This window comes from Candidatus Falkowbacteria bacterium, assembly GCA_016699775.1.
GTDB classification, from domain to species: domain Bacteria; phylum Patescibacteriota; class Patescibacteriia; order Patescibacteriales; family Patescibacteriaceae; genus Patescibacterium; species Patescibacterium danicum.
This window is the reverse complement of the sequence record CP065010.1, coordinates 118,949-145,024: the sequence shown is the minus strand read 5'-3', so window position 1 is coordinate 145,024 and position 26,076 is coordinate 118,949. Positions and strand designations below refer to the sequence as shown.

General features: G+C 35.5%; 23 protein-coding genes and 2 tRNA genes. 14 read left to right on the top strand and 11 right to left on the bottom strand.

Translation table 11 applies throughout. The features are described from left to right. Positions 1 to 107 precede the first annotated feature (107 nt). Together der and IPN41_00780 are read left to right on the top strand one after the other, a co-directional pair. On the top strand, positions 108 to 1,568 hold the full coding sequence (gene der / locus IPN41_00785) for a ribosome biogenesis GTPase Der (GenBank protein QQS60502.1): 1,461 nt from the start codon (positions 108 to 110) through the stop codon (positions 1,566 to 1,568). A 20-nt stretch (positions 1,569 to 1,588) separates the two neighbouring features. Continuing rightward, positions 1,589 to 4,216, top strand: coding sequence for a hypothetical protein (locus IPN41_00780; protein QQS60501.1), 2,628 nt, complete (start codon positions 1,589 to 1,591; stop codon positions 4,214 to 4,216). Here the strand turns inward: IPN41_00780 and IPN41_00775 are convergent. Continuing rightward, entirely contained in the window at positions 4,213 to 4,986 is a 774-nt protein-coding gene (locus IPN41_00775) for a hypothetical protein (protein ID QQS60500.1), read from the bottom strand. The genes IPN41_00780 and IPN41_00775 overlap by 4 nt on opposite strands. Positions 4,987 to 5,967: 981 nt before the next feature. Between IPN41_00775 and IPN41_00770 the strand changes: the two genes are divergently transcribed. From IPN41_00770 to IPN41_00740, 7 genes are all read left to right on the top strand, one after another. Beyond that, the gene (locus IPN41_00770; protein ID QQS60499.1) at positions 5,968 to 7,236 is read left to right on the top strand and encodes a hypothetical protein; all 1,269 of its coding nucleotides are present in this window, start codon (positions 5,968 to 5,970) and stop codon (positions 7,234 to 7,236) included. A gap of 287 nt (positions 7,237 to 7,523) precedes the next feature. Next, a complete protein-coding gene (locus IPN41_00765; GenBank protein QQS60498.1) occupies positions 7,524 to 7,850 on the top strand; it encodes a hypothetical protein in 327 nt (108 codons plus the stop codon). A gap of 327 nt (positions 7,851 to 8,177) precedes the next feature. Further along, positions 8,178 to 8,369, top strand: coding sequence for a hypothetical protein (locus tag IPN41_00760; protein ID QQS60497.1), 192 nt, complete (start codon positions 8,178 to 8,180; stop codon positions 8,367 to 8,369). Continuing rightward, positions 8,333 to 8,788: a hypothetical protein gene (locus IPN41_00755; protein QQS60496.1), complete on the top strand. Its 456-nt coding sequence runs from the start codon at positions 8,333 to 8,335 to the stop codon at positions 8,786 to 8,788. The genes IPN41_00760 and IPN41_00755 overlap by 37 nt, the downstream gene beginning before the upstream one ends. A gap of 229 nt (positions 8,789 to 9,017) precedes the next feature. After that, a complete protein-coding gene (locus IPN41_00750; protein QQS60495.1) occupies positions 9,018 to 9,803 on the top strand; it encodes a hypothetical protein in 786 nt (261 codons plus the stop codon). A gap of 464 nt (positions 9,804 to 10,267) precedes the next feature. Next, complete coding sequence (locus tag IPN41_00745) at positions 10,268 to 10,816, top strand: aminoacyl-tRNA hydrolase (GenBank protein QQS60494.1); 549 nt, start codon at positions 10,268 to 10,270, stop codon at positions 10,814 to 10,816. A 173-nt stretch (positions 10,817 to 10,989) separates the two neighbouring features. Continuing rightward, positions 10,990 to 11,541, top strand: coding sequence for an NYN domain-containing protein (locus IPN41_00740; GenBank protein ID QQS60493.1), 552 nt, complete (start codon positions 10,990 to 10,992; stop codon positions 11,539 to 11,541). A 27-nt stretch (positions 11,542 to 11,568) separates the two neighbouring features. Here IPN41_00740 and IPN41_00735 read toward each other — a convergent pair whose 3' ends face one another. The 4 genes from IPN41_00735 to rpsO form a co-directional block, all read right to left on the bottom strand. Next, positions 11,569 to 12,621 (bottom strand): AI-2E family transporter, encoded by a 1,053-nt coding sequence (locus IPN41_00735; GenBank protein ID QQS60492.1) that lies wholly within the window; start codon positions 12,619 to 12,621, stop codon positions 11,569 to 11,571. Between the two features lie 11 nt (positions 12,622 to 12,632). Next, positions 12,633 to 14,891: a polyribonucleotide nucleotidyltransferase gene (locus IPN41_00730; GenBank protein QQS60491.1), complete on the bottom strand. Its 2,259-nt coding sequence runs from the start codon at positions 14,889 to 14,891 to the stop codon at positions 12,633 to 12,635. Between the two features lie 146 nt (positions 14,892 to 15,037). Then, complete coding sequence (locus tag IPN41_00725) at positions 15,038 to 15,538, bottom strand: NYN domain-containing protein (protein ID QQS60490.1); 501 nt, start codon at positions 15,536 to 15,538, stop codon at positions 15,038 to 15,040. A 40-nt stretch (positions 15,539 to 15,578) separates the two neighbouring features. Next, positions 15,579 to 15,950, bottom strand: a complete 372-nt coding sequence (rpsO, locus tag IPN41_00720; protein ID QQS60489.1) for a 30S ribosomal protein S15 — start codon at positions 15,948 to 15,950, stop codon at positions 15,579 to 15,581. A 202-nt stretch (positions 15,951 to 16,152) separates the two neighbouring features. Between rpsO and IPN41_00715 the strand changes: the two genes are divergently transcribed. The 3 genes from IPN41_00715 to IPN41_00705 all read left to right on the top strand — a co-directional run bounded on the left by IPN41_00715 (position 16,153) and on the right by IPN41_00705 (position 17,532). Then, positions 16,153 to 17,109, top strand: coding sequence for a tyrosine-type recombinase/integrase (locus tag IPN41_00715; GenBank protein ID QQS60488.1), 957 nt, complete (start codon positions 16,153 to 16,155; stop codon positions 17,107 to 17,109). 182 nt (positions 17,110 to 17,291) lie between these two features. Next, positions 17,292 to 17,363, top strand: a tRNA-Arg gene (locus IPN41_00710). A 96-nt stretch (positions 17,364 to 17,459) separates the two neighbouring features. Beyond that, positions 17,460 to 17,532: transfer RNA gene (locus tag IPN41_00705), tRNA-His, on the top strand. A 105-nt stretch (positions 17,533 to 17,637) separates the two neighbouring features. Here IPN41_00705 and IPN41_00700 read toward each other — a convergent pair. From IPN41_00700 to IPN41_00675, 6 genes are all read right to left on the bottom strand, one after another. Continuing rightward, on the bottom strand, positions 17,638 to 18,681 hold the full coding sequence (locus IPN41_00700) for a site-specific integrase (GenBank protein ID QQS60487.1): 1,044 nt from the start codon (positions 18,679 to 18,681) through the stop codon (positions 17,638 to 17,640). Positions 18,682 to 18,697: 16 nt separating this feature from the next. After that, positions 18,698 to 18,850 (bottom strand): helix-turn-helix domain-containing protein, encoded by a 153-nt coding sequence (locus IPN41_00695; GenBank protein QQS60486.1) that lies wholly within the window; start codon positions 18,848 to 18,850, stop codon positions 18,698 to 18,700. A 123-nt stretch (positions 18,851 to 18,973) separates the two neighbouring features. Further along, the gene (locus IPN41_00690) at positions 18,974 to 19,555 is read right to left on the bottom strand and encodes a hypothetical protein (GenBank protein QQS60485.1); all 582 of its coding nucleotides are present in this window, start codon (positions 19,553 to 19,555) and stop codon (positions 18,974 to 18,976) included. Positions 19,556 to 19,688: 133 nt separating this feature from the next. Next, positions 19,689 to 20,039: a helix-turn-helix domain-containing protein gene (locus IPN41_00685; protein ID QQS60484.1), complete on the bottom strand. Its 351-nt coding sequence runs from the start codon at positions 20,037 to 20,039 to the stop codon at positions 19,689 to 19,691. Positions 20,040 to 20,056: 17 nt separating this feature from the next. Further along, positions 20,057 to 20,299: a hypothetical protein gene (locus tag IPN41_00680; GenBank protein QQS60483.1), complete on the bottom strand. Its 243-nt coding sequence runs from the start codon at positions 20,297 to 20,299 to the stop codon at positions 20,057 to 20,059. 135 nt (positions 20,300 to 20,434) lie between these two features. Continuing rightward, a complete protein-coding gene (locus IPN41_00675; protein QQS60482.1) occupies positions 20,435 to 21,742 on the bottom strand; it encodes a hypothetical protein in 1,308 nt (435 codons plus the stop codon). A gap of 142 nt (positions 21,743 to 21,884) precedes the next feature. Between IPN41_00675 and IPN41_00670 the strand changes: the two genes are divergently transcribed. Continuing rightward, a complete protein-coding gene (locus IPN41_00670) occupies positions 21,885 to 22,082 on the top strand; it encodes a helix-turn-helix transcriptional regulator (protein QQS60481.1) in 198 nt (65 codons plus the stop codon). A 4-nt stretch (positions 22,083 to 22,086) separates the two neighbouring features. Further along, positions 22,087 to 26,076 carry an Eco57I restriction-modification methylase domain-containing protein gene (locus IPN41_00665; GenBank protein ID QQS60480.1) on the top strand — a complete coding sequence of 1,330 codons (3,990 nt, stop codon included), beginning with the start codon at positions 22,087 to 22,089 and terminating at the stop codon, positions 26,074 to 26,076.

Here is a 26,076-nt window from a genome sequence, read left to right as displayed (position 1 = left end):
AACCATCCAAAAGCCTCTTGTTTTAGAAAAAAGCCCAATTTTAGGGCTTTTTTACTTGCTAAAATAGCGATTTTGTACTAGACTCAGAATATAAATTAAAGCATCATATGCCCTCCACTTCAAAATTACCTTTAATCGTTATCTTTGGTCGAACCAATGTTGGCAAATCAACTCTCTTTAACTGTCTCGTTGAAAAACGTCAGGCTTTGATTTCTGATGTCCCAGGCACAACCCGTGATAGTAATATCGCCTCTGTTGAATGGCGCGGTCATCAATTTGAATTAATTGATACAGGCGGATTTATGAACCTTGATTTTTTAAGTCAACGTAAAATTAAAGCTGTTTCCATTGATGAACTCGTTCAAAAACAAGCTCGTGATTATTTAAAAAAAGCCGATGTTATTATTTTTGCTGTTGATGCCAAAGAAGGTCTACTACCACAAGACAAACAAATGGCATCAATTCTTAAACGCATCATTCCTGACTTGTCTAAAGTAATTATTATCGCCAACAAAGTTGATGCCTTTAAACGAATTCCAGAAGTCAGTGATTTCTATAGCTTAGGTTTGGGCCAAGTCTATCCTGTCTCAGCTGCTACTGGTGCTGGTACTGGTGACATGCTTGATGCTGTTTTAGAAATTCTTCACATTGATCCAACTAAAACTAAACGCCTTGATGAAGATGAGGAAGAAGTAGATGAAGAAGAAATGACTGAGAGTGCACAAGAAGAAAAGCATCAAAAAGAATTGGCAGCCCAACCAATCAAGGTTTGTATTTTAGGCAAACCCAATGTCGGAAAATCAAGTTTATTAAATGCCATTCTTGGGTATAATCGTGTGATTGTGAGTGAAGTCCCACACACCACTCGTGAACCACAATCAACCAATTTTACTTACAAAAATAAACCATTGGTTTTGGTCGATACAGCTGGAATTACAAAGCATGGACATAAATCTCATACTCTAGAAAAGTTTAGCATGGACAAGAGCCTTGCTTCGCTTAAAAAATCTGACATTGCTTTATTGATCTTGGATATTAATGATCCCTTGACCAAACAAGATTCACGTTTGGTTGAAGAAATTTTTGACAGAAAAAAAAGTTTGATTTTAGTCGCTAATAAATGGGACCTTGCTGACGAACGTGATACCAAAAAATTTACCAATTACATTTACGGCGAACTACCCTTTGCAACTCATGCGCCAATTCAATTTATCTCTGCAAAAAATAATTCTAAAGTTGATCACTTACTAGATTTGGTCTTAAAAGTTGATAGTCAGCGTCACGTAACATTGTCACAAAATAATCTTGATTGGTTAATGAAAACAGCCGTAAAAAAACATCGTCCAACCAAAGGTCGAGGCACAAAATATCCTCGTCTATATGCCTTTACGCAAACCGGCACTAATCCCCCAACCTTTATGGTTCGAGTTGGAACTCGTGAAAGTTTAGCTGATTCTTATCTTCGCTTTTTAGAAAATCAATTACGAGAAAAGTTTGGCTTTACCGGCACCCCTATCTCCATGTGGGTGCAAAAAGGACGGGATGTTCATGGGGCGCATGATTCGTAGAATTATATTTTCTAAATTATATGGAAAAATACCGATTTACTTTCAATGATCTGTCTGAACAAGAACAAAAAAAAACTAATGAAACCAACTTGATAAATGAAACTGAATCTTCTGGCTTAACTCCTATTAAAGATCAATTTGAAAATCTTTTATTAGAACAACAGTTAGATGACGAATTATTAGCTATTTATTCCAAAAAACCCTTTCTTCAAACAGATCTAGATAGAATCAAAGAAATTAAGGACAAAAGAAAAAAAATAAACGATGAATCTAATAAAAAAAGATACAAAAAATTTTCTGAAGATCTAGAAAATTATAAAGCGCTATTTGGCCCTGAGCCAGATCATTTTGAAAAGGATCGATTAAAAAAACAACTAATCTTTGCTTCAACAAATTTTGAATTTTATCATAATATTTTTTCTGATTATAATACTAAAAACCACCAAACAGAAACAAATATCAACCAACTAAATCTCATCAACCCGTTAGAAATTAATCCCACAGAAAAAATCTATTTAAAAAATTTAATTGAACACGAACTCAGCGATATAGAAAGTGAATATCTAAAAGTGGCTGACGAAATTATTATAAAAGATATTCCTCCCGATCAATCATCAAATCAAATCATCGGCAAAATTATCAATACCCGAGCAATAAAAATTCCACAAACAGGTAATAATTTTGACAAAGTAACCTTACATGACATTATAACCAATCCGGCTGATTCTACTTTTACTTACGCAAGAAAAAAAATTATTGAAATAATGGGAGAATCAAAAGATCAAGATTTTATTGAGCCATTAATTCAATCTGCCATATCTTCAAAGTTCCCAAACGATGATGGAGTATCAAAGTATGCAAATATCATTAATACTGCGGAGGCTTTAAAAAAGATCAGCATTCCGAAATCAGCCTCTCAGCTACTTAACATCGCAAAAAACGGAACACCGGATGAACAAGAAATTGCTTTAATTATACTCTATCGATTAGAAGATCGAGCAATACCGATCGGAGCTGATGGCTTACCCTACCTTGAAAAAACTTTCGATCTTGGATCACAATATAATAATAATGACTTCTACGGTGAACGCGTAACCAATGATGGGGAAGTTGGAATTTTTAACACAAGTCAACGCAAGCTTGACGCATATTTTCATGTTGGCGACCTAACCACAGATGATCATATTTCACCAACAATACGAACAATTGAATATGATACCATTTTCTCACAAACACCGGATCCAAATTCGCCTCAATATCACAAACGACTAGAATATCTACAATCCTTTAAAGACAAGTACTATGATTTTGCTCAATCTCCAATGTTCAAAACTTCTGGTGTCCAATTTAATAATTTAACCTTTAAAGAGCAAGGGTGGTTTTTAATTTTTTATACTCAAGCTTCCCCTGCAGATAAAACGCGATTACATAAGTTTATAGAAAAATTTGGAGAAAACGGCATTAAAACATTTTTAAGTATGGAAGATGATGAAAAAAATGCCGAACATATTTTTACTATTTCCCAAAAAACAACCCCTGAAATCGCCTCAAAAATTTTTTCTACTGTTAATCAAATTACTAATACTATTCGGAAAACAGAAGCTGAGTTGAAAAACACTTATTTTAAAACTGACCTAACGATACACCCAACAATGGAGATCATTCGACGCGCCAAACAAATACTAGTTTCTTACGCGACTAAATTACAGCAGCCCGATCTCGCAGCTTCTTCCCGTGATGAACTTAACGAAAAGATTACAAAAGAACTTAAAACAGTTGAGATAGATACAATCATTTTAAGTGCTCTTTTCAAAAACGCTCGTGAAAATAATCCTGATGCAGATTTAAATGACCTTCACGATCTTAATATACGTTCACAAACTGCAACACAATTAGAACCAACGACCAAAGCCCAAATATTTGATCTAGCGAAACGACTCTACAAAGAAAATCCAGTAATTCAAAATGAGGTCAAATCAGATATCTCTAATGCCATAGCTTCAGGCGATAAATCACGCTGGTTTGTATTAAGTAAAAAAGACAAACTAATTGCTTGTATTAGATTTGATCAAAAAGATTTTAAATCAGTTTATGCCGGTTCATTTATGGTTGATCCATTGGCGTCTGGTTCTTCAATTGGTACCGCTTTTGAAACGGCGACAATGGACACTATTGCCCAACATAATGAACTTACTGGTGTAGTAGAGATGAGAAGAGATGTAAGTCAACACTACATCAATAAAAAAAATTTCGTCATTACTGGGATAACTCCTGATAAGGCTTCCGGTATCCATCTTTTTAATATTAAAAGAGACGATCAATTAAACCAACAGTACCTTCGACGTAAAACTGAGACGGAAAAATTACCTGATGATTTAATTAATTCATTATTTAAATCTCATAATTTTGATAAACTAAAACAATACCACACTTTTAACCTAACGATCCCAACTGACAATTTATTCCAACCCTCTGAGAATGATATGGAAGCGATACAACATCTCCTTGATAAAACAGATGAACCTTCTTATGTTATCACCCATCTTGATCATCAAATCAATAATAAAAAAAATTACATCAATCTAATATTCGAACAGGAAATCAACTATCTTGAATCTCAGGACTATCTAAAATCAAAAGCAGCCTAAGCTTTATTCCAAATAAAATCAAATAATGCTTTTTGAGTAGAATAAATAAATTTATCTTCGATTAAAAAACCAATAATATATTTCTCTGTTAAGGTTAAAAAGACAACCTTCTCATCATATAACATCATCGCTGTACTAAATGGAGAAATTTCTAACTTACAATATTTTGTAGTGGCAGTAAAATGTTCAGGACGCCCTTCCATCCCATGAGCTTCAGGGGTATCAAGTACTAGTAACCGCTTAGCAAGACCTTTTTTATTTCTCAGCTTTACGTATTCCTCATCAATATCTTTTATATATTTTTCTACCGCTGTTACATCAGCCAAGGTAAGAATCTCGGTTTTGGCATTTAAACTATCAAAAATCAATTCTTTAATCCTCTCTCTCCCCTCATAAAACTTCACCCCCGGTCGACCAGAGATTAAATTATAATCAATCGTCATTTTCTCAAGCACGCCTTTTAAAGCTTCTTGAGCATTTTTGGCATCTGCTTCCTTTTTTTCAGCTAGCTCTCTTAGCTTCAAAGGGTGCGCTGGTTCAAACATAGCTACTTTACCTGGAGCATCGTGCTTTATGGCCAAACCGTTTTCAACCAAGCTATCCAGTATTTTATAGACCAAGCCCCGCTTTAGAGGGGTTGAAATACTAACTTTACCAGCTGTTTGAGGCCCATTTTTCACTAAATACTCATATATTAAGGCCTGTTCATCTGATAATCCAGCTTGGATCAAGGATTGTTGATAGCTTGGAGCGCTCGTCAAAGTAGTCATAGAATAAATAGTAGGTTACTTAAATATACTTTCATTATACACCTTGATATATATTTTGTCAAGATACTATGACATTTTTATATAAATATATTAAGCATTTTATGCTTTTTTTTATTATATAAAGACAATATTATAAAATATTAGTCACACCCTCTTGACAAAACTAGAGATATGGTGTATAATGATTTTATCAAGATAAGATTAGGACAGGAAATTAACAATCAGTCAAATAAACAACTTATAGATGGAAGCTTGGAGAGGAGAGGAACAATAGACTTATATATAACAATGGTTCCTCCCTCCCCTCCATACTTCCCTCAATAAGAGAGAGATTCTTAAAGAGGAGAGAAAAAAGTTTAGTTCTTTATATAAATATTTCGTTAGATAGGATTTTAGCCGGCTGTTTCTCGAGGAGAGAGTCACCGGTGAGGCCGACAAGCGCGAGAATGGAAAACGAACCGTTCATACCGCGGGCAATGATTAGTACGGCATGACCCATCTGATACTCACCAAGTAGTATCGGGCAAGCCTCCGGAACCTCATTCCTATCAACCGTTCTTAGTAATAATGAGATCGGCTGATAGTTGAAGACTAACCCCCTTCACTATCACAAATTTCCTTATTACAACCATTCTCTAATTAACCACTGAGGTTAATGTAAGAGATGAGGAGAGAGGAAACAAACACTGTGGTATCGCTTTTGCTGATAGTAAATACAAAGCAATCCTTTATCACAATTCTTTAACAATTTAATAGTTTGAAAAGGCAAAAGGCGAGTTATACGTTCGGGGATTATAAACCGGAGCGTCAGAGTCTTTTTATTATACTTACATCAATACATTATGTTGGTATTTCATTGCCTTACTCAAAACTCCTTTAGTTTTAGCAACACGAACGGATTGCTACTCATTTATCCCTATGCTGAGTAGTGGTTCGGGGTGTTGTTAAAACTAAAAAAGCCCGCAGAGGAGCGGGAATGAAATGAAAAAACTTCAGCTTGGATTCGGGGGAGGGGTAGATGATATCCTTCTTTCATTGAAACAAAAAAGATTTTTTTCATACGAGAAGAATCGTGAAGAAGTTCACGAGCTTTTTGGCGGAAAAGATTATTATACATCAAGATCCGGAGACTCGGGATCTGGGTGGATTAACGAACCAAATGACCACATACAGTTCGGTATTTACCGAACCGATGCAAGAGATCAGCAGTACAAAAAAGTAGTTCATGTCCTTGAAAATGGCAAAGAAATATTCGGCTATATGCCAATTATTAGCCATGGGGGGATGGACAGAGAAGAACCTATAGTTTTAACAGATGGAACAATGGTAGTTTTCTTACCTCACGATCCAGAATTAGTAATAAAGACCCTCGTAAATTGGGGGTGCTGGAAAAATAATCTTTATGAAGACCGTGGATATAACATTCCTAAAGTGTCCGTCATAGAAGATACGCTCTATGACCTAAACGGAAAGAAAAAAGAAATAAAATGGGCGTTAATTAATTTCGGATTTTACGGACTCAGAGCAACGCGATTCATTGATTTGAGACAGTATCGGCACCAAATACCAGATGGAAATGATAATATCCTTATGAAGAAACTAAGTATATTCAAAGTTCCAGAAAAAGAAGTATGGCTACATAGTAACAGAGACGGGGTATTTGACGAAAAATACGAAAATGATCCAAGAAAAACAAAGGGAATTTTTTCCGGATGGGAAAGCCTTGGAAATGGTATATTCTTTAAGAGAAAGAATTCCCAAATAGAATGCTTCATTGAAACCAAACGATCTGAGTATGCGAATGGAAAGTGGTGGATCGAGAACGAGTTGTCGGAATGGATTGACTTTGAGCAGAATTTTTCAGTTATTGAATTCTTCAGCAAAACTGAAGAAAAAATATCAGAAATATTACACGAGGGCCTCAGAAAAAAAGCTCAGCAAGACTACCTTTATGCTCGAAAAAGAGCGGGTTTAGATTTACTTAGAATAATGAAGGAACATCCTGAAACATACATATGTATCCAGGATTCACTCGATACCGGTAACTGTTTGCCCGGCACCGAGAGCTTTATGAATGAAATGAATATCAAAGTCAATGAGACTGGTATAAAGATTCAATCTTTATTAGAAAATGTGAACATATCGAAAATGATTAAAAACTTCAACTTCCAAAAAGTCATATACATGAAGTTAAATATTAACGAAATGATGGTTGATGAATCGGAAGAAATGAAAGAAAAGCTCGACTAGTCATCGATCATCAGTATAGTTCCGGAAACTGACTATTTCCGGTTGTTGAAGAGGGGTAGTTTTTATACCCCAGCCATCAACGTTAAAGTACGGGCAAAAGAAAGTATCACGGGTATGGCGCTTAAAAGGTCAACACACGTGTGCCTAAGGAAAGCAGATTCCTTCGTCGTCAGACGTAAATATGTGCTTCAATGAGTCGGAATGATTTTCGGCAGTAAGAGGTTCGATCCCTCACCGACTCACTAAAACAAAAAATAATCAAAAACAGGTCTTAGGAGGGCCTAAATATGAGTGATACAAAAAGCTTTTTTGTTTTAACCTTGTCATTGGCTATTGAAGCCTTTGATATCCCGAGCCACCAAGCAATAAAGGTGGCAAAAAAAATTGGCGTGGGTTCCTTGAACCGCGCCTCCAAAATATTTAACCTATTGACACCGGAAATAGTGTCAATGATCAACAGGTCCAGAAGACCTGCCGATCAGGTTAAACTTTTAATCTCATCAAAGGTCATTGAGGCCAATGGTGGGGTAAAAAAAATTATTGAGGCGGTCTTCGACTGCTCAGTAATTCTTTCAGAAATTAATAATCAAAAAGTGGCAAAAAAAGCTGCTTAAAATTATCGATTTCAATCGGTTTAGCTAATTCCGATTCATAAAAATTAACAGGCGTTCTCACCGGACCGCCCGTGCTGTCGCTACGCACAAAGTGTCCAACTACGGGTTTTTTAGGAGCTTCTATATTGGTTATGTAGAAGCTCCTTTTCTGTATCAAGATGTATATCTTGACTGATGAGCCGAAAACGGCGAAACAGAATCTCCTATTTCAATCTGAACAACATTTTGAATATAATTTAAAATTTATATTCGATATGTTGTTCATATTGAATAATAAACGCTCACGCTTATACATAAAGCAAGAGCATTAAAGAAAGGAGAGAAATAATGAAAATTTTCACGATTAATTCTGGTTCCGTTTCCGAAGGGGCAGTTATTAAAAAACTTCTTCTTAAAGGAGCCAACCTGGAAATTCCGGCAATTATTGTCGGCGAAGAAGGTCGGGGTAGGGAACGCGGAGTTTACCCGTCCAGCTCACTAATTTGCAGTACCAGGAATGGAAGATTAATGGCAAAATAAATATTAACTCAGCCACAACTTCCAAAACAAAGTCTGGGAAACCAAAACTTGTGGTTTCTGAAACCGAAAATGTAAATGATAACTCTATGATTGGAGTTTTCTACACAGACATCGGTTTTAGGGGAGGAAACTCTCACACAGGAGATCGCGATCCTCAACCTTTGGAAAGGAGTGATGAAATAAAATTTCTCCCCTTCCCGGGCGAAATTATCTGCCAAGGTATGATTGCCCAAGGCGATGCTGGAAGAATGGGATCAGGATCACAAATTATTGCTGTGATTCCAGAAAATTCTATTTTCCGTACTGGTTACTCAGGACGCCTATATGGTTCGCCAGTATCCCATTATTATTTCTGGGATGGCGAAAAATTAACTGGTGGAATTACCTGGGAGGACCGGGAAATCAGTGATATTTTCTAAAATAATTGAGAAGTTATCGTTAGTTGATAACTTCTCTCTGTTCGCAGATGTGTATCTGTGCTGATGAGTCCTAAAGGACGAAACAGTTAATTCATTAATAACTTAATATGTAAAATAATAAGATATTCTCTTTATTATTTTAGAAAAAAGCGAACGGTAGACTATATCGTTAATATTCTATCGGGGCTTTTTTCTAAAATAAAAATGTGTATCAAGGAAGGACACAAAAATGGGAATAAAAATACAAAAGCTTTTTCCGATTGAACCATCATCATATCAAGATATAAGAAATATCTTTGATATATATGTAAAACTCCCCAACACACGAACAGGGGTATTTGCAATCGGCACAGCCCATATATGGAAGTTCCACCACAACATGTGGGGCTGTGAAGTTTTATGGGATAGTCTAATTACTATTCCAGAAAAATATTCAAAAAAAATAACATGCAGATTCTTGCCAGAACCTGTTCATCTCCTAGAAGCGGATAAGGAAATATTAATTAAAATCGGAATTAAATTCCCTTTAATTGATAAGAAGTATCTAAACTCCTTCAACATAAATGAACTCGGTTTAAGACAATATAGCAGGCCGGTCATATATGGTCTTTCGTCATCAACTCCCCCTGAAAAAATGGGGTGGTGGTCTAGCGATTTTTCAGGCTATGGTAGCCTGATTATTAAGCCATTCGAGATTCAGATCTCGAATGAGTTTATAGCTGAAAATATAAGACAGATAGGATACACAGCCCTAGATGTCTTATCTGCTTATGAGAAGGGGTGGCAAAAGTTTTCAAAAGAAACCAACAAATGGCAAGAGCGGTGGTTAAAAAATGTGATATTACCCTTTATGAGTGGGTATGATTATCATGTTTGCGACTCACCTTATACTGGGGAACCAGGAAAGGAAAGATCTTTAAAAAACTTTAGGGTTGTAAACCCCAAAGAAATAGAAGATCTAAAAGATCTTGCTAATTTAGGGACCTACGTCTCGAAAATTACAAGATCAAAATAATCGTATTTTAGGAGCTTAGCATGCTTAGTTAAGCTCCTTCTGTCTCAAGATATAATCTTGACTGATGAGTCCACGCCTCTACCCTCTCGGGCAAACAAGCACAGGACGAAACAGAACTTACCTCAATATACCCGCTGACAAGAAAGATCAGGCCAGGGAGCTGTACTCTACACTCTCCCTGACCTGTACAATATACGGGAGAGTATAAAATCTCTCTCCTCTAGAGTATGGACTCTTTGGCCCACACGATCACATTTGTCAGCGGATACATTTAGGTAAGACCAGTTATTTTATGCATAGATTTGCATAGATTTATAAAATATTGCATATATTTACATAGATTGATTTAAAAAAGAAATATAATCAATTCATTACCGCTAACCAAATAACAAGGTTAGCGGTTTTTTATTACCTTTCTATTATATATATTTTGCTTTATACTAAAATGAGAATATATTCACACTATGAACCTCATCATCGGCCTTGGTAATCCAGGCAAAAAATATGAATCTACCCGTCACAACATCGGCTTTATGGTCCTTGATGAATTAGCACGTCAACATAATCTTTCCTGGCAAGAAGATACAAAAAACAAAGCCTTGATTGCCAAAGGAACTGACTATGTGTTAGTTAAGCCACAAACCTTTATGAATCTCTCAGGAGAAACTACCGCAAAGCTCCTACGATACTACCACCTACTACCTCGCACTATTTTTGGAACAAAAAAAGACAGTGACTTAACAGCTGTGCTAACAATTATCCACGATGAACTTGATGTGCCTTTTGGGAAGTATAAAGTGGCAAGTAATTCCTCAAGCGCTGGTCACAACGGAGTGCAATCAATTATTGATCACCTGAAAACCAAAAACTTTCAACGTATTCGTATTGGCATTAACAATGAAAGCCGAAAAAATATTCCCGGTGATAAATTTGTCTTGCAACGTTTTAATGATGACGAAATAAAACAGATAGAAAAACTACTGCCAGAAATTTTATCTAAGATTAAATTATAATTTTCTCTTGACAGCATTTTTAATTTTGCTATACTTTATTTATCCAGATAAATACAGATTTAAGTAGTAATACATACATTTACTAATCCCCCCTAGACTGACCGCAAGGGCACCACAGGGGTTCAAAAACCCTCACCTTGGTCTTAATGACCATCGTGAGGGTTTTTCATTATATGAAAAAAGAAGAAAGAATTATTGTTTATATTGATGGTAGTAATCTATATTTTAAACTAAAGAATCTTTATATTTCTCATACAAGTCAGTTTAACTATAGAGGTCTCGCTAAGTACCTTACAAAAAACAGAATTTTAACTGATATTAATTATTATGTAGGCGCTGTACAATTGAATCAACATGACAAGAAAACCAAAAAAATACATCAAGGACAACTAACTCTTTTCAATACCCTTTTAGATCAAAATATCAAACTTCACAAAGGATATCTCATGAAAAATAATGGCGTTTATCACGAAAAAGGTGTTGATGTGAATATTGCCGTTGATTTATTAGTTGGTGCCTATGAAGATTATTATGATACGGCACTATTATTATCCTCAGACACAGATCTAATTCCTGCTATTCAAAAAATAAAAAGTCTAGGTAAAAAGTTACTATATATAGGATTCAAGCATGCCCCATCAATAGCCTTAATAAATCACTGCACATACTTTAGACTATTATCTAAACAAGAAATACTAACCTTTACAAAAAAAGACACGTCGTAGTGACGTGTCTTTTTCCATCCATCAATATTATTCCTCAGATGACTTCCCACTTAATGTATATTTCTTGTTAAGCATATCTTCCACAATCACCATACCAGCAGTCGCTACCGGTATTGACAACAAGGCACCAAGAATACCTCCAATTGAAAAACCAATCATTAACACAACGATACTAATAATTGGATTTAGGCCTGCAGTTTTTTGCATTATCTTTGGCACCAAGAAGTTATTTTCAATTTGCTGAATAATAACATAGAGAATAATGGTAAACAAAGCAATAGTCATTGATTGTCCTGAAGCCAAAAATACTGCAGGGATTGCACCAAGGATTGGTCCAAGATAGGGAATAAATTCGGTAAAGCCAGCAATGATTGCCAAAATCAAGGCATACTTGACCCCAAGAATTGAAAGACCCAAATAGGTTAAGGCAAAAATAGAGACACAGAGAATTAACTGACCACGCATCCAAAGGCCAATTCTCTTTTGCATTCTGGTCAACACATCCATCACATACTTCTGTTTTTTCTCAGGCGTCACTGACCAAACTAATTTTCTGATAGAATTTTCCTCTGCTAATAGATAAAAGCTAATCACTAAAATAATAATTGAAGAAAATAATCCGCCAAAAAAATTAAAGACCGTTGAGAAAATACTACTGGTAGCTTGAGGTATTGCCGTAGCTGAGTTTGAAAAAGAAGATTTCAAATTATCAAACCAACTGCTACCAGATGTATAACTATTGAAGCTTGCAATGTAAGTATTCAACTGATCAAGTCGCGCCGGAATATCTTGCACCAACTGTCCAAACTGAGTAATAATTGGTGGAATAATTAAATAAACTGAGACACCAACAGCTCCTAGTAAAATAGCGTAAATGATAAAAATACCTAAAGCCCGTGGTATGCCTTTTTTCTGCATCCAATCAACCCAAGGATCAATCGCACTCGTTAAAATAATACTCGTAAACAACAGCACTAAAATATCACTTATTAAATAAGCAAAATATAGTAATAACAAAACAACAATGATTCTAATTAGACTTGAAGTCGTTAAGGTAAAACGCATTGATTGCTCTGGCATATAATTATATATTAGCGCCCACCAAAACGAGGGCGACGTGGACCACCATGCCTGTCGGCAGGCGAGTTAAATTCGCGACGAGGTGGACGATCAGAATTTCCTTCACCAGTGTCTTTACCTTTTTCGTCTTTCCACAAATGTTCATTTTCAGCTATGCCTCTTAAGGTTAAATTAACACGTCCCATTTCATCAATTTCCTTAATCCTTACTGTAACTATATCACCAATCTGCAAAAAGTCACTGGGTTTGCTAATTCGATACGGTGCTAACTCAGAAACATGAGCCATTCCATCACGTCCGGCAACTAATTCAATAAACGCACCAAAGTCCATTAAGCGAACAACTTTCCCTGTAAAGATTTCACCGGCTTCAAACTTACGAACAATATTATTAATCCATTCAATGGCTTTTTTTACTCCTTCAGAATCTACTCCACAAACCATGACCAAACCTGAATCTTCAATATCAATGGAAACACCACAGGCATCAATAATTTCATTAATCACTTTTCCACCAGAACCAATAACTTCACGAATTTTTTCTGGATCGATTGTTAGAGTAGTAATACGAGGAGCATATTGAGATAATTCTTGACGAGGAGTAGCAATCGCAGTATTCATAACATCGAGAATTTGCATACGCGCTTCACTGGCTTGGACTAATGTTTTTTCCATAATCGCTTTATCCAAACCAATTGTTTTTGTATCAAGTTGAATGGCAGTAATACCATCTTTAGTTCCAGTTATTTTAAAATCCATTCCACCATTTCCATCCTCTAAATCTTGTAAGTCAGTCAAAACTTCCCAGCGACTCATATCTTCATTTGAAGCTAAGCCCATAGCAATACCAGCTACTGCTTTTTTCAAAGGCACACCAGCATCAAATAAGGCTAAACTTGATGCACAAGTTGAAGCCATTGATGAAGAGCCATTTGAACCCAATGTTTCACTCACTACTCGAATTGTATAGGGAAACTCTTCTTTGGAAGGTAGTAATGGCACAATCGCTTTTTCAGCTAAGGCCCCATGTCCAATTTCACGACGTCCTGGTCCACGACTTGGTTTGGCTTCACCAACAGAATATGAAGGAAAATTATAATGATGCATGTAGCGCTTTTTACTTTCACCTTCAAGGCCTTCTAATGATTGTTCATCACCAGGTGCACCAAGAGTTACAATAGACATTACCTGAGTTTCACCACGAGAGAACAAACTTGAACCATGATTTCGTGGCAGCATTTCTACATCTGATAATAACTGACGAATTTCATTTAAAGCACGACCATCAACACGTCGTTTTTCTTCAAGAATACCCCGAGTTACTTCAGCTTCAACAGCGGCTTCAACTAATTTTTTTATAGCTACATCACGGAGGCTTGGTTCAACATCTTTTGAAGCTAAATAGGCATCAAGCTGTTCTTTAATTGCAGTCACAGCAGCCTTACGTTCACCTTTTGTGTAATAGACAGTATCGAATAAAATATTCTTACAATTTTCTTTTAACCACTGTGTGGCATCAGCCAAAACTGCATCTTTTGTTTCATCAACTTTTTCAACCTTTGCCTTCGCTTTGCTACTTGTAATTCCAACCTCAGCTTTCATTTTCTTTATCAAATCAATAGCTGGTGCCAAAGCAGCTTGCCCTGCTAATAGAGCAGATAACATATCTGCTTCACTAACTTCATTACAACCAGCTTCAATCATAACAACACGCTCAGTTGTTCCGGCAACAATTAAATCAAGATCACTGCCTTCACGATCTTTATAGGTTGGGTTAACCATTAGCTGACCATTAACTCGTCCCACTCTAACACCAGCAATTGGTCCATTCCATTCAACACCAGAAATTGCCAAGGCGGCAGAAGCTGCCACCAAAGAAACAACATCATAATCATTTTCACGATCAACTGACAAAACTGTAATCACTACTTGAACATCTCGACGTAGTGATTGATTAAACAATGGACGAATTGAACGATCAATCATACGTCCTGTTAGAATTGCATCATCAGAAGGACGTCCTTCACGCTTAATCCAACGAGAACCTTTAATAATTCCGGCAGCGTATAAACGTTCTTCAAATTCCACCATCAAAGGAAAGAAATCAATTCCCTCACGCTCGTATGGAGATTCCACGACTGTAGCTAAAACAACCGTATCACCATATTGCACAGTGACAGCTGCATCAGCCTGTTTGGCCAAACGACCAGTTTTAAAAGTTAGCGGTCGGCCTTGCCAATCGCAGGTATAGACATATTCTTTGTTAGACATACTTATAGATAAGCTGTCCATTAAACTACAGGACTATGGTTATTCCACAGTGCTATCTGTTTAACGGCCAGCTTGTTAATTAATTATTAATAATTAGACGAGATCCCGGAATCCCGGACTTGATCCGGGACCAGATGATCTAAAGATCACTTTCCAATCAAAAACTTTCTACTATCACTCAAGTTGATAAAATCATCAGCTTCTTCAATTAAACGACTGGAAGTTGTTTGTCGAAAAGCCATAATTTCAACTAAGCAGCCTTGAGTGTTTTGTAGATAGGTAACGAGGGGCAAATAATCACCATCACCAGTAACCAAGACCAAGACATCAAGTTTCTCAGCTAGCTTAATTGAATCAACGGCAATTCCAACATCCCAATCACCTTTTTTGGCACCACCCGTAAAGACCTGTAAATCTTTAATAATAACTTGAAAACCTTGTTGACTTAAGGCTTCAAAAAAATTATTCTCTTCATCATTTTCCGCACGAATAACATAGGCAGTAGCACGAATTAATTTTCTACCTGCTACAGCTTCTTTCAATACTTCCTTGAAATTCACTCGACGTTTATATAAATTTTTTGCCGAGTGGTACATATTTGAGACGTCGATTAAAACGCCTACTCGTTGATCTTTGTGTTTCATCATATAGATAAGAAAAGCGGACAAGAAGTCCGCTTTCCGGTTATTATTTTTCTTCTACTACTACTTCTGCGTCTTCCTCAGGCAATTGATCGCCCATGATTTCAGCTTCAATCCGTTTGCGTTCTTCTTCTTCAGCAATCATTTTTTTTGCAATACGTAATTTGAGCTTAACGGCAATATCCATGAAGGCCTTTTCATCTTCACGTTGGAGGTATCGCAGTAAACGACGACGTTCACCAACTTTTCGTAATAGTCCACGACGAGAAGAGTGATCCTGTTTATGCATTTTTAAGTGATCAGTTAACTGGGTGATTTCTTCAGATAGAATTGCAATCTGAACCTGAGGCGAACCGGTATCAGTTTCATGAACCTTAAAGCGGTTAATAAGCCGCTGCTTAGCTTTTTTGTCTAACATAGTAATTGTCCACCACTATCTGAGAAAAAGTGCGACAAACGCTTATTCCAAGAAAGAGGTAAGGAGATAGTTAATAAGTTGTAAGGTTAAAAAGTTATAAAGTTATAAAGTAAATTACCTTATAACATTTAACTTTATGACCTTTAACTCCCCTATAGTACTATAAATTGAAATAAAAATCAAGACGTCGTATAATATTAGAATGCCTCAAATAAACACCTCAAAAATGTCTCCCTTGGAACGGGCAGTTATAGATTTTCTTGAATATCTTGAGGTTGATCGTGGTCTATCAAAAATGACTCTTCGTAATTATGGCTTCTTTTTACGAAGATTTGCCAATTTTGCTCGAGAACGTGGAGTTAATAAACCAGAAGCAATTTCAAAACTACTGGTTCATCAATATCGATTACATCTAAATCGTTTGCCGTCCCGTGGTACTGATAATATAAAAAAAAATACTCAAAATTATCATTTAATTGCCCTGCGGACTTTTCTAAAATATTTAATTAAGAATGATGTCAAAACCTTGGAACCTGATAAAATTGAGTTAGCAAAACAAATGCCACGCCAAGTTGAATTTTTAGAAGGCAATGATCTTGAAAAAATATTAGAAGCACCACTTCAAGAAACAATTGATTCAAAACAAGGCTTACGTGATAAAGCATTACTGGAAACTCTTTTTTCAACAGGACTTCGTGTTAGTGAACTCGCTAAATTAAAAATTGATGATATTAATCTAGGAAAACCAGAATTCACGGTTCGGGGGAAAGGTAGCAAAGTACGTTTAGTATTTTTGTCAGAAACGGCCAGGCATTGGATAAAAAAATATCTTGATTCTCGTCATGATACGAACCCACATCTTTTTGTGGGGCAAAGTAAAATAAATGAGGGAAGTGACAAACCACTTACTTCACGATCTATTGAACGACTGGTTGGACGCTACGCCCGTTTAGCAGGTATTATGAAAAAAGTAACTCCACATACTTTACGACATAGTTATGCTACTGATCTGCTCTTAAACGGAGCTGATATACGTTCAGTACAAGCCATGCTTGGTCATTCCTCAATTACCACAACTCAAGTTTATACTCATATTACAGACAATCAGTTACGAGATGTATATCAGGCATTTCATGGACGACAAAGACGAAAAAGATAGAGTTACAATGATTGACAAATAGAGGCTTTGGTGCTATTTTTAGTCCAGTCTACGTTCTTCCCGTCGACGCTCTTTTAGAGCTATGACGGGGTAAACAAGTGTTCACGGAAAATAACTACGTCTTTGCAGTTCAATGAATACTAGCCTGCCGACAGGTAGGGAACGAGAGACTTCATTTTATTGTCCTTGTAGTTCAATGGATAGAACGAGAGACTTCTAATCTCTTAATGTAGGTTCGATTCCTACCGAGGACACAAAGAAAGTTAAAAGTTATAAAGTTTATAAAGTTATAAAGTTATTTCTACATGACGTTATAACTTTATAAACTTTCCACTTTCAACTTCTTATATGGTGACTATAGTTTAATGGTAGAACAGCGGGTTGTGGTCCCGTTGGCGAGGGTTCGATTCCCTCTAGCCACCCATCTAAAAATATCCCTAATGTTGGGGTATTTTTTCAGTTTAAACAGATTATTTCTGTTAATAATTTATCTGATTATAACTTCGGGTGACCATATGGTGACCATTTTTATATTTCTACCTCTAATGATTTGATTGAATCTTGTAAGACTGACAAATTAATATGAGAATATCTCATTGTAGTTTTAATGTCAGAATGTCCAAGTAATTCTTTCACCGCTAAAATTGAGATGTTATTTTCTGCTAAACGAGAAGCGAAGGTGTGACGTAATGTATGCCAACCAACATTTCGTAAGCTAGCTTCTCTACATATCTCATGTAACCTTCTTAAACAAAAATATCCTTGTAATGAAGAGCCGTTAGGATTTTGAAATATATACTTTCCATCTTTGCTTCTATCTTTTAACATTTCAGTAACCTCTTTCGTAAGAGGAACGGTTCTTATCTTATTACTCTTTGGACTAGACTCTACATTCCTCACGACTGTTTGCATAACTTGTAAAACGTTTTTCGTAAAATCAATATTCTCCCATTTCAATCCAACTATCTCTCCGAATCGTAATCCTGTTCGTAATCCCAAGAGAATCATATCTCTCCATTGACCCTTAGCAGTTCGAAGTAACAATTCACTTTCTTGAACTGTTAAATAATCAAATCGCTGAGGAGGGACTTTTAGTAACTTAATTCTTGGTATGTATTCTAGAGTTCCCCATTCAACAGCAGTCTTTAGGCATTTACTAATAATGCATAAACGATTATTTATCGTTTTAGGAGACATCTCTTTTACTACCGACAAATACGTTTTATATTTCTCAATATCATAGCTCGTTATTTCATCTATATACTTCTTACCGAAGTAAGGAATAATAGATGAGTCTAAGTGACTTCTTTTATTATTAACCTCTGATAGTTTATTGTTATTCTTGACATAGGTATTAAACCAATCAAAGGCAAACGCACTGAATAATGTTTTCTCTGCTATTACTTCTTCAGGTTCATCAACTATGGGTTCACCACGAGCTAATTTTTGACGAAGCAGAGACTCATAAGCTTTTGCTCCAGCTAAAGTATTTTGAGGGCTAGGTTTACGATAACGTTTCCTATTAAAACGAATATTAACCCAGTAGGAATTATTCTTTTTATATATTGTCATATACATCTACATTTATTTAGGACACTGGATCAATACGAGTACTGTTTAAGTATTCTTCTATATCCTTTTTTCTAAACCTCAATACACCACCGATCTTATGGAAAGGCACTAGTCTTCTATCTACCAACCTATAGACTGTCTTTCTAGAAATGCTAAAAAGAGTTGCCATATCGTCAGGCGTAAGAAAGGGTTTGTGTATTATGTTCTCTGTACTGAAACCGGTATCCATTTGATTGTTAAGGGGCAATATAGGGCATAGCCGAGGCTATGTGGTCCCTTATATTATACCCTTTTATTTCCTCTTATCTAAATATGCTAAAAACCTCATCATTGTGTTATTAACGGCAGATTCCATTTTTAAATATCGCCTATGTTTTCTCGTTAGTTTGCCCTGGTAGTACCATTTTTTAATCTTTCTTGCATACTCTTCAACATCTGGATTAACAAAGGAATATCCCTGGTTTCTAGAGCTATAAGTGAGGTTATAACAGTGTCTACAAGCCATATAATCACTCCCTCCGCCTAGATAGAGGGTAGCTACTCGTCGACCACAATACCAGCCATTAGTGTAGATTGAGCATTTAAACCAGTATCTCTTTCCCCCGTAGTTACAAGTTGTTGATACAATTGGATAACGATTCTTAATAGGACGCCATTCATCATCTCCTCCATTACGAATCGTGTAATCCAAGTCCATATACATATTATTGGGATCACGTAGATCTAGGAGGAATCCCATCTTGTCTTGATTTTCTTTCCAACTCGATGTCCAATAGAAATTTCCAACGGCGCAATTACCCTGTTTCAAATACTTCCAACTACAAAGTTTGTAGATGCTTAGTTTTTTGCAGTCTTCAGCAAGAATTTTAGTCATATAATTGAATTCTTCCTCTAACCGAAATAATTAGAGATAGAAGCATTTAAATTTAAATCTATATTATTCATTTATTATTATTCCTTTATATACTTAGTAGCTTTCTCACACCCACATGAGAGGCATCTGATACCTAGTATGCTGGCTTTTTAGCAACCACTAATTTCTTTACATAATAAACATTACTTTTCTTCCCTTTTTCATGAGTCTTTGCCACCCAGCCTTTAGCGATAAGAGAACCAAGTGTTTTCTTTACAGTTGAGATACTACAAGGAACTTTATGAGCAATTGTTTCTTGGCTCGGCCAACATTTATCCTTTTTCATCTGGAAAGCGACCAGAATACTGAAGACACATTTTTCATAACAGGAAAATTCTGTACTAAATACTAACCACCGTGGAATCTGAACGAAACCTAATACTTTGCCTTTAATAGCTTTATTTTCTTGGACCTTTTCATTTAAAACGTCTCCTATAGATTCCATATACATCTTTGTTGGACCTATCTAGCAAATAATATGCTTTTAATAGTTTTGATGGCCTCCATAAGCGATTTAGCGCTCATAATAAGGCTATCCTTAAAGTAATCAGCAATAATGGCCTCACAGGCTTCAATATTCTCAAAAACGAAAAAGCATGTATTATTCTCCCAATATGAGGAGTCTAATACCTGCTTACTAGCATATAAAATACTAGCTAGTTCAAAATCTTTGGTCGTATAGAAATTTTGATAGATATTTTTCATATTATTATGTATTATTTTTATTATTATCTCTTATATTATTGAATAAGACACTGACTTTAGTGTCTAAAGTAATACAAAAAAACACCATTTTTATTGGTGTTTCTGAAGGAAAAAAGTTATTAACAAAGTTAGAGTCTAAACTTTGTACTTTCTTTGTAATTCTCTAAATTCTTCTTCATCTTTTACTTTTACAATTTCTATCTCTCTTTCTTTTCTTACAGTGTTACCAACTATTTTTACTATTTTAGTTTTAGAAAAAGTACCCTTACCGTATAACTGTAAGCTTGTATTGTTATTTATTCCTTGGATACTATCAGAAAAGATACATTTACCTTTTTCTGAAATCTCATACAGTCCCTCAACCCAACTATTGGGATTTGTAGAACTTTTTGGATTAATCAGTTTACTACTAATACTCCCTACTACTATTAACTTATATTTCAGTAGGGATTGTTTATAGAGGTAAATTTTTTTAATATTATTTTCTTCTTTACTTATTCCTAAAATATTTAGTTCTTCCCTTCCAATTTTTTGGGGATCAAATTCAAGATAAACATCTATTGAGTCACCATCTGTTCTTTTAAAGAAGTTTATTTTGATGACTTGATCACTCTCAAGGCAAAATAATATTTCGTATATATTGTAATATTCTAATGATGGAATTTCTGAGAATGAAAGTATGAAGCGTTTTCCAAAAAAATTATATTTTGCTGTGAGTATCTTTAAAGTATTTTCTTTTTGAATTTTATAAGTATAAAGATTTTTTGGGTGACGGCTTTCAAGACGATCGGATTTAAAAGCTTTCAAGCTTTCTTTTATATCCTTTTTTCTATACTCATATCGTCTTTCTGAGTCTAACTTAAAACTAATACAGGAAAGTAATATTTCCCCATATTTGCTTTTTCCCATCAAACAGTAGTCTGAAATTTCCTGAATTAAGTTGTCGTCAAAGTTATTTTTCTTTAACTCAGTATAAAAAAAGAAATCCCTAGGAGTCTTTTTAAGTTCCGTTTCTTTAATTTTTTCAAAGTCTGTACTATCGTATATATCTTGTGCTACTTCTTCATCTTCTACGGTGTACCAATCTCCAAAGTCATAAAGAAAATGTATTTTCTCTTCAAACCATTCATCGTCAAATTTCGGCTCTTCTATTTTAGAAAACATTTGAACAATTTCACTGGGCTTCAAAACTCTTGTATTATATTCCTTTTCAGAATCAATCATGTGATCGGGAAGAAAAGAAAATTCAAAATCAAACCCTACATGCCGATCTTCTTTTTCTTTATATTCTTTTATTTCTAATTCACCTACCTCATTACCTTTTAATATCCTTTTCCAATATTTTTTGGACTCCATCTCACGTTGAAGAATTCTTGAAAAAAGCCAACTAAAATAAAGAAAATAACCCAAATACCTATAATAACCCGTAGACTCATCCTTCATATTTATACATTTTCATATTAATAATAGATAATTAAATCCTGGCCTTTTTAGTCGCATCTGTCAACTAATTAATAGGTATATTTACATAAGTCATCACGAATGGATATAATATAATCAATATATTACAATCAAGTATAAAATTATGGTCAATATAGGTAGAAACATAAAAAAACTTAGAGAAAAAGAGGGCATATCCCAAGATAGACTCTCTAAATTAGCCGATATTTCTTCAAATACTGTGGCTAAAATAGAGTTAAATGATAGGCCAAACCCAACAATTGAAACCTTGCAGAAGATTGCAAAAGCTTTGAATGTTGAGGTTGATGATTTGATAAGATAAAATTATGTCCAAAAACCTCAAAAAAAGCGAAAAAGGAAGTAATATAAATGAAACTTTTTCATACGGAATAATCTATATTTATTCTATTCCAGACAAAAAACATACTGGTCGCTTAAAAATTGGTAGTGCAACGATAATTTCCTCCAATCCAACACAAGAAAATATCGATTCAGCTGCTCACGATCGTATAAAACAGCAAACAAAAACAGCTGATATTCCTTATCTTCTTGAGCATGCAGAGCTTGCAGTAACCAATGATGGCAAATATTTTTCTGACTATGATGTCCATGAAGTCCTCAAACGCTCTGGCTACGAACGTAAAGCTGAAAGTGTTAAAAATCCACATTCGGAATGGTTTGAGCTTAGTTTAGAAGTAGCCAAAAATGCAATTCAAGCTACGAAAGAAGGCAGAACAGCATTATCAACTAAAGAGAGGGTGTCTATCAAAATTTCTGAATTTCCGTTTCGTCCAAACCAGCTTGAGGCAATTGACAAAACTACCAAAGCCATAAAGAGAAATCGTAAACATTTTCTTTGGAACGCAAAAATGCGTTTTGGTAAAACATCTGCCGCTATGCAAGTGGCCAAAGAAAATAAAATGAAGAAGGTTCTCATTGTTACCCATCGCCCCAGCGTTAGTATTGATTGGTATGATGACTTCAACAAGGTATTAGCAAGCGCAAATTATGAATATTCTTCGAAAACAAAAGGAGAGAATATCAATACACTCATTAATGGGGACAAGGCGTTCGTTTACTTTGCATCACTACAAGATTTACGGCTATCAAAAAGAGTGGTAGATGATGAGTCTTCCGGTTCTCATGCTGGTGGTTTCACTAAAAATGATGAAGTTTTTGACACTATGTGGGATATGCTGATCGTTGACGAGGCTCATGAGGGAACACAAAGTATCCTTGGTGATGCCACTTTTTCAAAAATACCGGCTAATTTTACACTTTTACTTTCCGGTACACCCTTTAATATTTTAGATAAGCGTGAAGAAGAAGATATATACACGTGGGATTACGTAATGGAGCAAGAAGCAAAGCTTAATTGGGATGAACAAAATCCTGGAGTACCAAATCCTTATGCAGAGCTACCAGCGCTCAGTATATTTACTTATGATATAGATACGTTTGAAAATAATATAGGTAGTTTTGATAAAAATTTTAAAGATGAATTAGATGGAGCTTTTAAATTCCATGAGTTTTTCCGAGTGCACAAAGATGATGAAGGTAACGATACAGCTGAATTTGTACATGTGGTGATGGTTAAAAAATTTCTAGATTTACTAGTTGACAATACCTTAGATACGAAGTTTCCATACGTTACGGAAGAATATCGTAACTACAACAAACACTCTCTTTGGCTATTACCTAATCGTGTCAAAGTTATAGAAGCCATGGAGAAGTTACTTAAAATACATTCGGTATTTGGATCTGGAAATTTCGGTATTGTAAACATTTCTGGGGATAGTCGCGATGATGAAGAGGATAAAGATGCCAAGGAACGTGTTACTAAAGCTATTAAAAATCACGACTATACAATTACATTAACAGGTCAACGCCTCACAACTGGAGCTTCTATCCCCGAATGGACAGCAGTCTTTATGATGTCAGATACAAACTCCGCAACAACTTATTTACAGACTGCCTTTCGATGTCAGACGCCAGCTAGAATTGATGGAAAATTTAAAACGCAGGGATACGTATTTGATTTTGCCCCTGATCGTACACTTAAACTCGTTGCTGAAGCAATAGAACTCAATCACAAATCAGGAAAAACAAACTCGCCTGAACAAAAAGATGCAATGAGAGAGTTTTTAAACTTCTGCCCAATTCTCGCTGCAAAGGGTGGAGCAATGAAACCATACGATGTGGAAGCCATGTTAGGTCAGCTTAAAAAGGCAATTATCGAACGTGTTAGTCGAAACGGTTTCGATGACCCTAAGCTTTATAATGATGAATTGTTAAAACTTAATGAAATGGATGTGTCTAAATTCAATGAACTCAAAGCTATTATTGGGACATCATCAAGTGATCGGGTGAATGAGATTAAGATTAATGAACTTGGTATGGATGATCTAAAAACACAGAAAGCGGCAGAAGCTGAGCTTAAGAAAAAGCAAAAGATAGAGTTATCACAAGAAGAAAAGGAAGCCTTAAAAAAACTGAAAGAAGCCCGTGAGCAAAAGAAAAATGCTATTAATATATTACGTGCAGTAAGTGTACGTATGCCTATGCTAGTGTATGGTGCCGATGTGTCGGTACGAGAAGATATAACCTTACAAAAGTTCATTAACCTGGTGGACGAAGATTCTTGGCAAGAATTTATGCCAGCTGGATTATCAAAAGAGAAATTTAAGGAGTTTACAAAATATTATGATGAAGATGTATTTAAAGGAGTCGCTCACAGCATACGTGCCAAAGCCTTTGATTGTGATGATCTTTTGCCAACAGAGCGAATACAAGCGATTGCTGAAATATTTAAAACCTTCAAGAATCCCGACAAAGAAACAGTGCTTACGCCATGGAATGTTGTAAATATACATATAACCAAAGCTTTTGGAGGCCATGATTTTACCAGTGGCGGAACTGACAAGACTAGAGAGAAACCTGAATGGAAAAGTTATGATGTCGATACAAGTATATGGACACAAGACGATACAAAGATACTTGAGATAAACTCAAAATCTGGATTATATCCATTACTCGCAACTTATAATATATATTCAAGAAAACTCAAAAAAGAAAAAGGAAAGAATTCGGAAGAAAAATTATCTCGACAAATATGGAATAAGGTGTTAGCGAACAATATTTATGTGCTTTGCAAAAGTCCAATGGCTAAGAGTATTACATTTAGAACGTTAGCTGGATATAACAAAGGGGTAAAGACAAATATTATTTATATTGAAGATTTAATTAAGAAACTCCAACAGAAAGAAAATTATAAAGATTACAATTTAAAAGTCGAGTTATTAGAAAAATTTAATTTAACAAACAAAAATATGAAATTTACAGCAGTCGTAGGAAACCCGCCTTATCAAGTAACAACTGATACCAATTTTGCTACACCCGTATATCACCTGTTCTTTGAGGCAGCTAAGAATTTAAATCCAGACTACATAAGTCTGATTCAGCCTGCACGGTTTTTGTTTAATGCCGGTGCCACACCCAAAGAATGGAATAAGCAAATGCTCAATGATTCGCACCTCAGCGTACCGCTATATGAACCAAATTCACAAAAGATATTCTCTGGTGTTGATATAAAAGGAGGCATATGTGTTACGCTTTGGAACAAAAACAATTCGGGTGGTGGACTTGGGGGTTCATTTGTAGCACACGATGAACTAGGAATGATAATAGATAGGGTAGGTAGCGGTAGTTTTAATAAACTTGTGGGTATTAAGGGAGATACAAAATTAAGAATCAGCCTTGATCCCAAATATCCTGATGAGCAGCGTATTGCATCTAACTATTTCGAAAGATTCCCCGATGTTTTTTTAAGTAAAAGGGTTAGACAAAATGATGTTGAAATTATAGGTCTCGAAAAGGGAAATAAGCGAACGTCTCGTTTTGTAAAAAATGACATTATTTTTGATTCTAAACTTGATAACTGGAAAATACTTATACCCGAATCAAACGGTAGTGGTTTATTCGGTGAAATCCTAAGTAATCCTATGTTAGTTGGACCCCAAGTTGGCTGTACGTATACTTTCTTACAAATTGGGCCCTTTGATAGTAAAAAAGAGGCACAAAACTGTTTAAATTATATTAAAACTAAATTTTTCCGGGCATTGTTGGGTACATTAAAGACAACTCAGCACAATCCAAGTAAGGTCTGGGCAAATATACCTATACAAAATTTCAAAAACACATCCGATATTGATTGGTCGAAATCTATCCCTGAAATAGATAAACAGCTGTATGCGAAATATGGGTTGGATAAAAAAGAAGTAACCTTCATTGAAACTCGTGTTAAGCCCATGGCATAA

Coding starts and splice junctions, on each gene's coding strand:
- IPN41_00780 (QQS60501.1), top strand. CDS start 1,589: ATGGAAAAATACCGATTTACTTTCAATGATCTGTCTGAACAAGAACAA.
- IPN41_00675 (QQS60482.1), bottom strand. CDS start 21,742: ATGAAGGATGAGTCTACGGGTTATTATAGGTATTTGGGTTATTTTCTT.
- rpsO (QQS60489.1), bottom strand. CDS start 15,950: ATGTTAGACAAAAAAGCTAAGCAGCGGCTTATTAACCGCTTTAAGGTT.
- IPN41_00745 (QQS60494.1), top strand. CDS start 10,268: ATGAACCTCATCATCGGCCTTGGTAATCCAGGCAAAAAATATGAATCT.
- der (QQS60502.1), top strand. CDS start 108: ATGCCCTCCACTTCAAAATTACCTTTAATCGTTATCTTTGGTCGAACC.
- IPN41_00775 (QQS60500.1), bottom strand. CDS start 4,986: ATGACTACTTTGACGAGCGCTCCAAGCTATCAACAATCCTTGATCCAA.
- IPN41_00730 (QQS60491.1), bottom strand. CDS start 14,891: ATGTCTAACAAAGAATATGTCTATACCTGCGATTGGCAAGGCCGACCG.
- IPN41_00740 (QQS60493.1), top strand. CDS start 10,990: ATGAAAAAAGAAGAAAGAATTATTGTTTATATTGATGGTAGTAATCTA.
- IPN41_00770 (QQS60499.1), top strand. CDS start 5,968: ATGAAAAAACTTCAGCTTGGATTCGGGGGAGGGGTAGATGATATCCTT.
- IPN41_00680 (QQS60483.1), bottom strand. CDS start 20,299: ATGAAAAATATCTATCAAAATTTCTATACGACCAAAGATTTTGAACTA.
- IPN41_00685 (QQS60484.1), bottom strand. CDS start 20,039: ATGGAATCTATAGGAGACGTTTTAAATGAAAAGGTCCAAGAAAATAAA.
- IPN41_00665 (QQS60480.1), top strand. CDS start 22,087: ATGTCCAAAAACCTCAAAAAAAGCGAAAAAGGAAGTAATATAAATGAA.
- IPN41_00690 (QQS60485.1), bottom strand. CDS start 19,555: ATGACTAAAATTCTTGCTGAAGACTGCAAAAAACTAAGCATCTACAAA.
- IPN41_00670 (QQS60481.1), top strand. CDS start 21,885: ATGGTCAATATAGGTAGAAACATAAAAAAACTTAGAGAAAAAGAGGGC.
- IPN41_00700 (QQS60487.1), bottom strand. CDS start 18,681: ATGACAATATATAAAAAGAATAATTCCTACTGGGTTAATATTCGTTTT.
- IPN41_00750 (QQS60495.1), top strand. CDS start 9,018: ATGGGAATAAAAATACAAAAGCTTTTTCCGATTGAACCATCATCATAT.
- IPN41_00735 (QQS60492.1), bottom strand. CDS start 12,621: ATGCCAGAGCAATCAATGCGTTTTACCTTAACGACTTCAAGTCTAATT.
- IPN41_00760 (QQS60497.1), top strand. CDS start 8,178: ATGAAAATTTTCACGATTAATTCTGGTTCCGTTTCCGAAGGGGCAGTT.
- IPN41_00725 (QQS60490.1), bottom strand. CDS start 15,538: ATGATGAAACACAAAGATCAACGAGTAGGCGTTTTAATCGACGTCTCA.
- IPN41_00715 (QQS60488.1), top strand. CDS start 16,153: ATGCCTCAAATAAACACCTCAAAAATGTCTCCCTTGGAACGGGCAGTT.
- IPN41_00695 (QQS60486.1), bottom strand. CDS start 18,850: ATGGCAACTCTTTTTAGCATTTCTAGAAAGACAGTCTATAGGTTGGTA.
- IPN41_00765 (QQS60498.1), top strand. CDS start 7,524: ATGAGTGATACAAAAAGCTTTTTTGTTTTAACCTTGTCATTGGCTATT.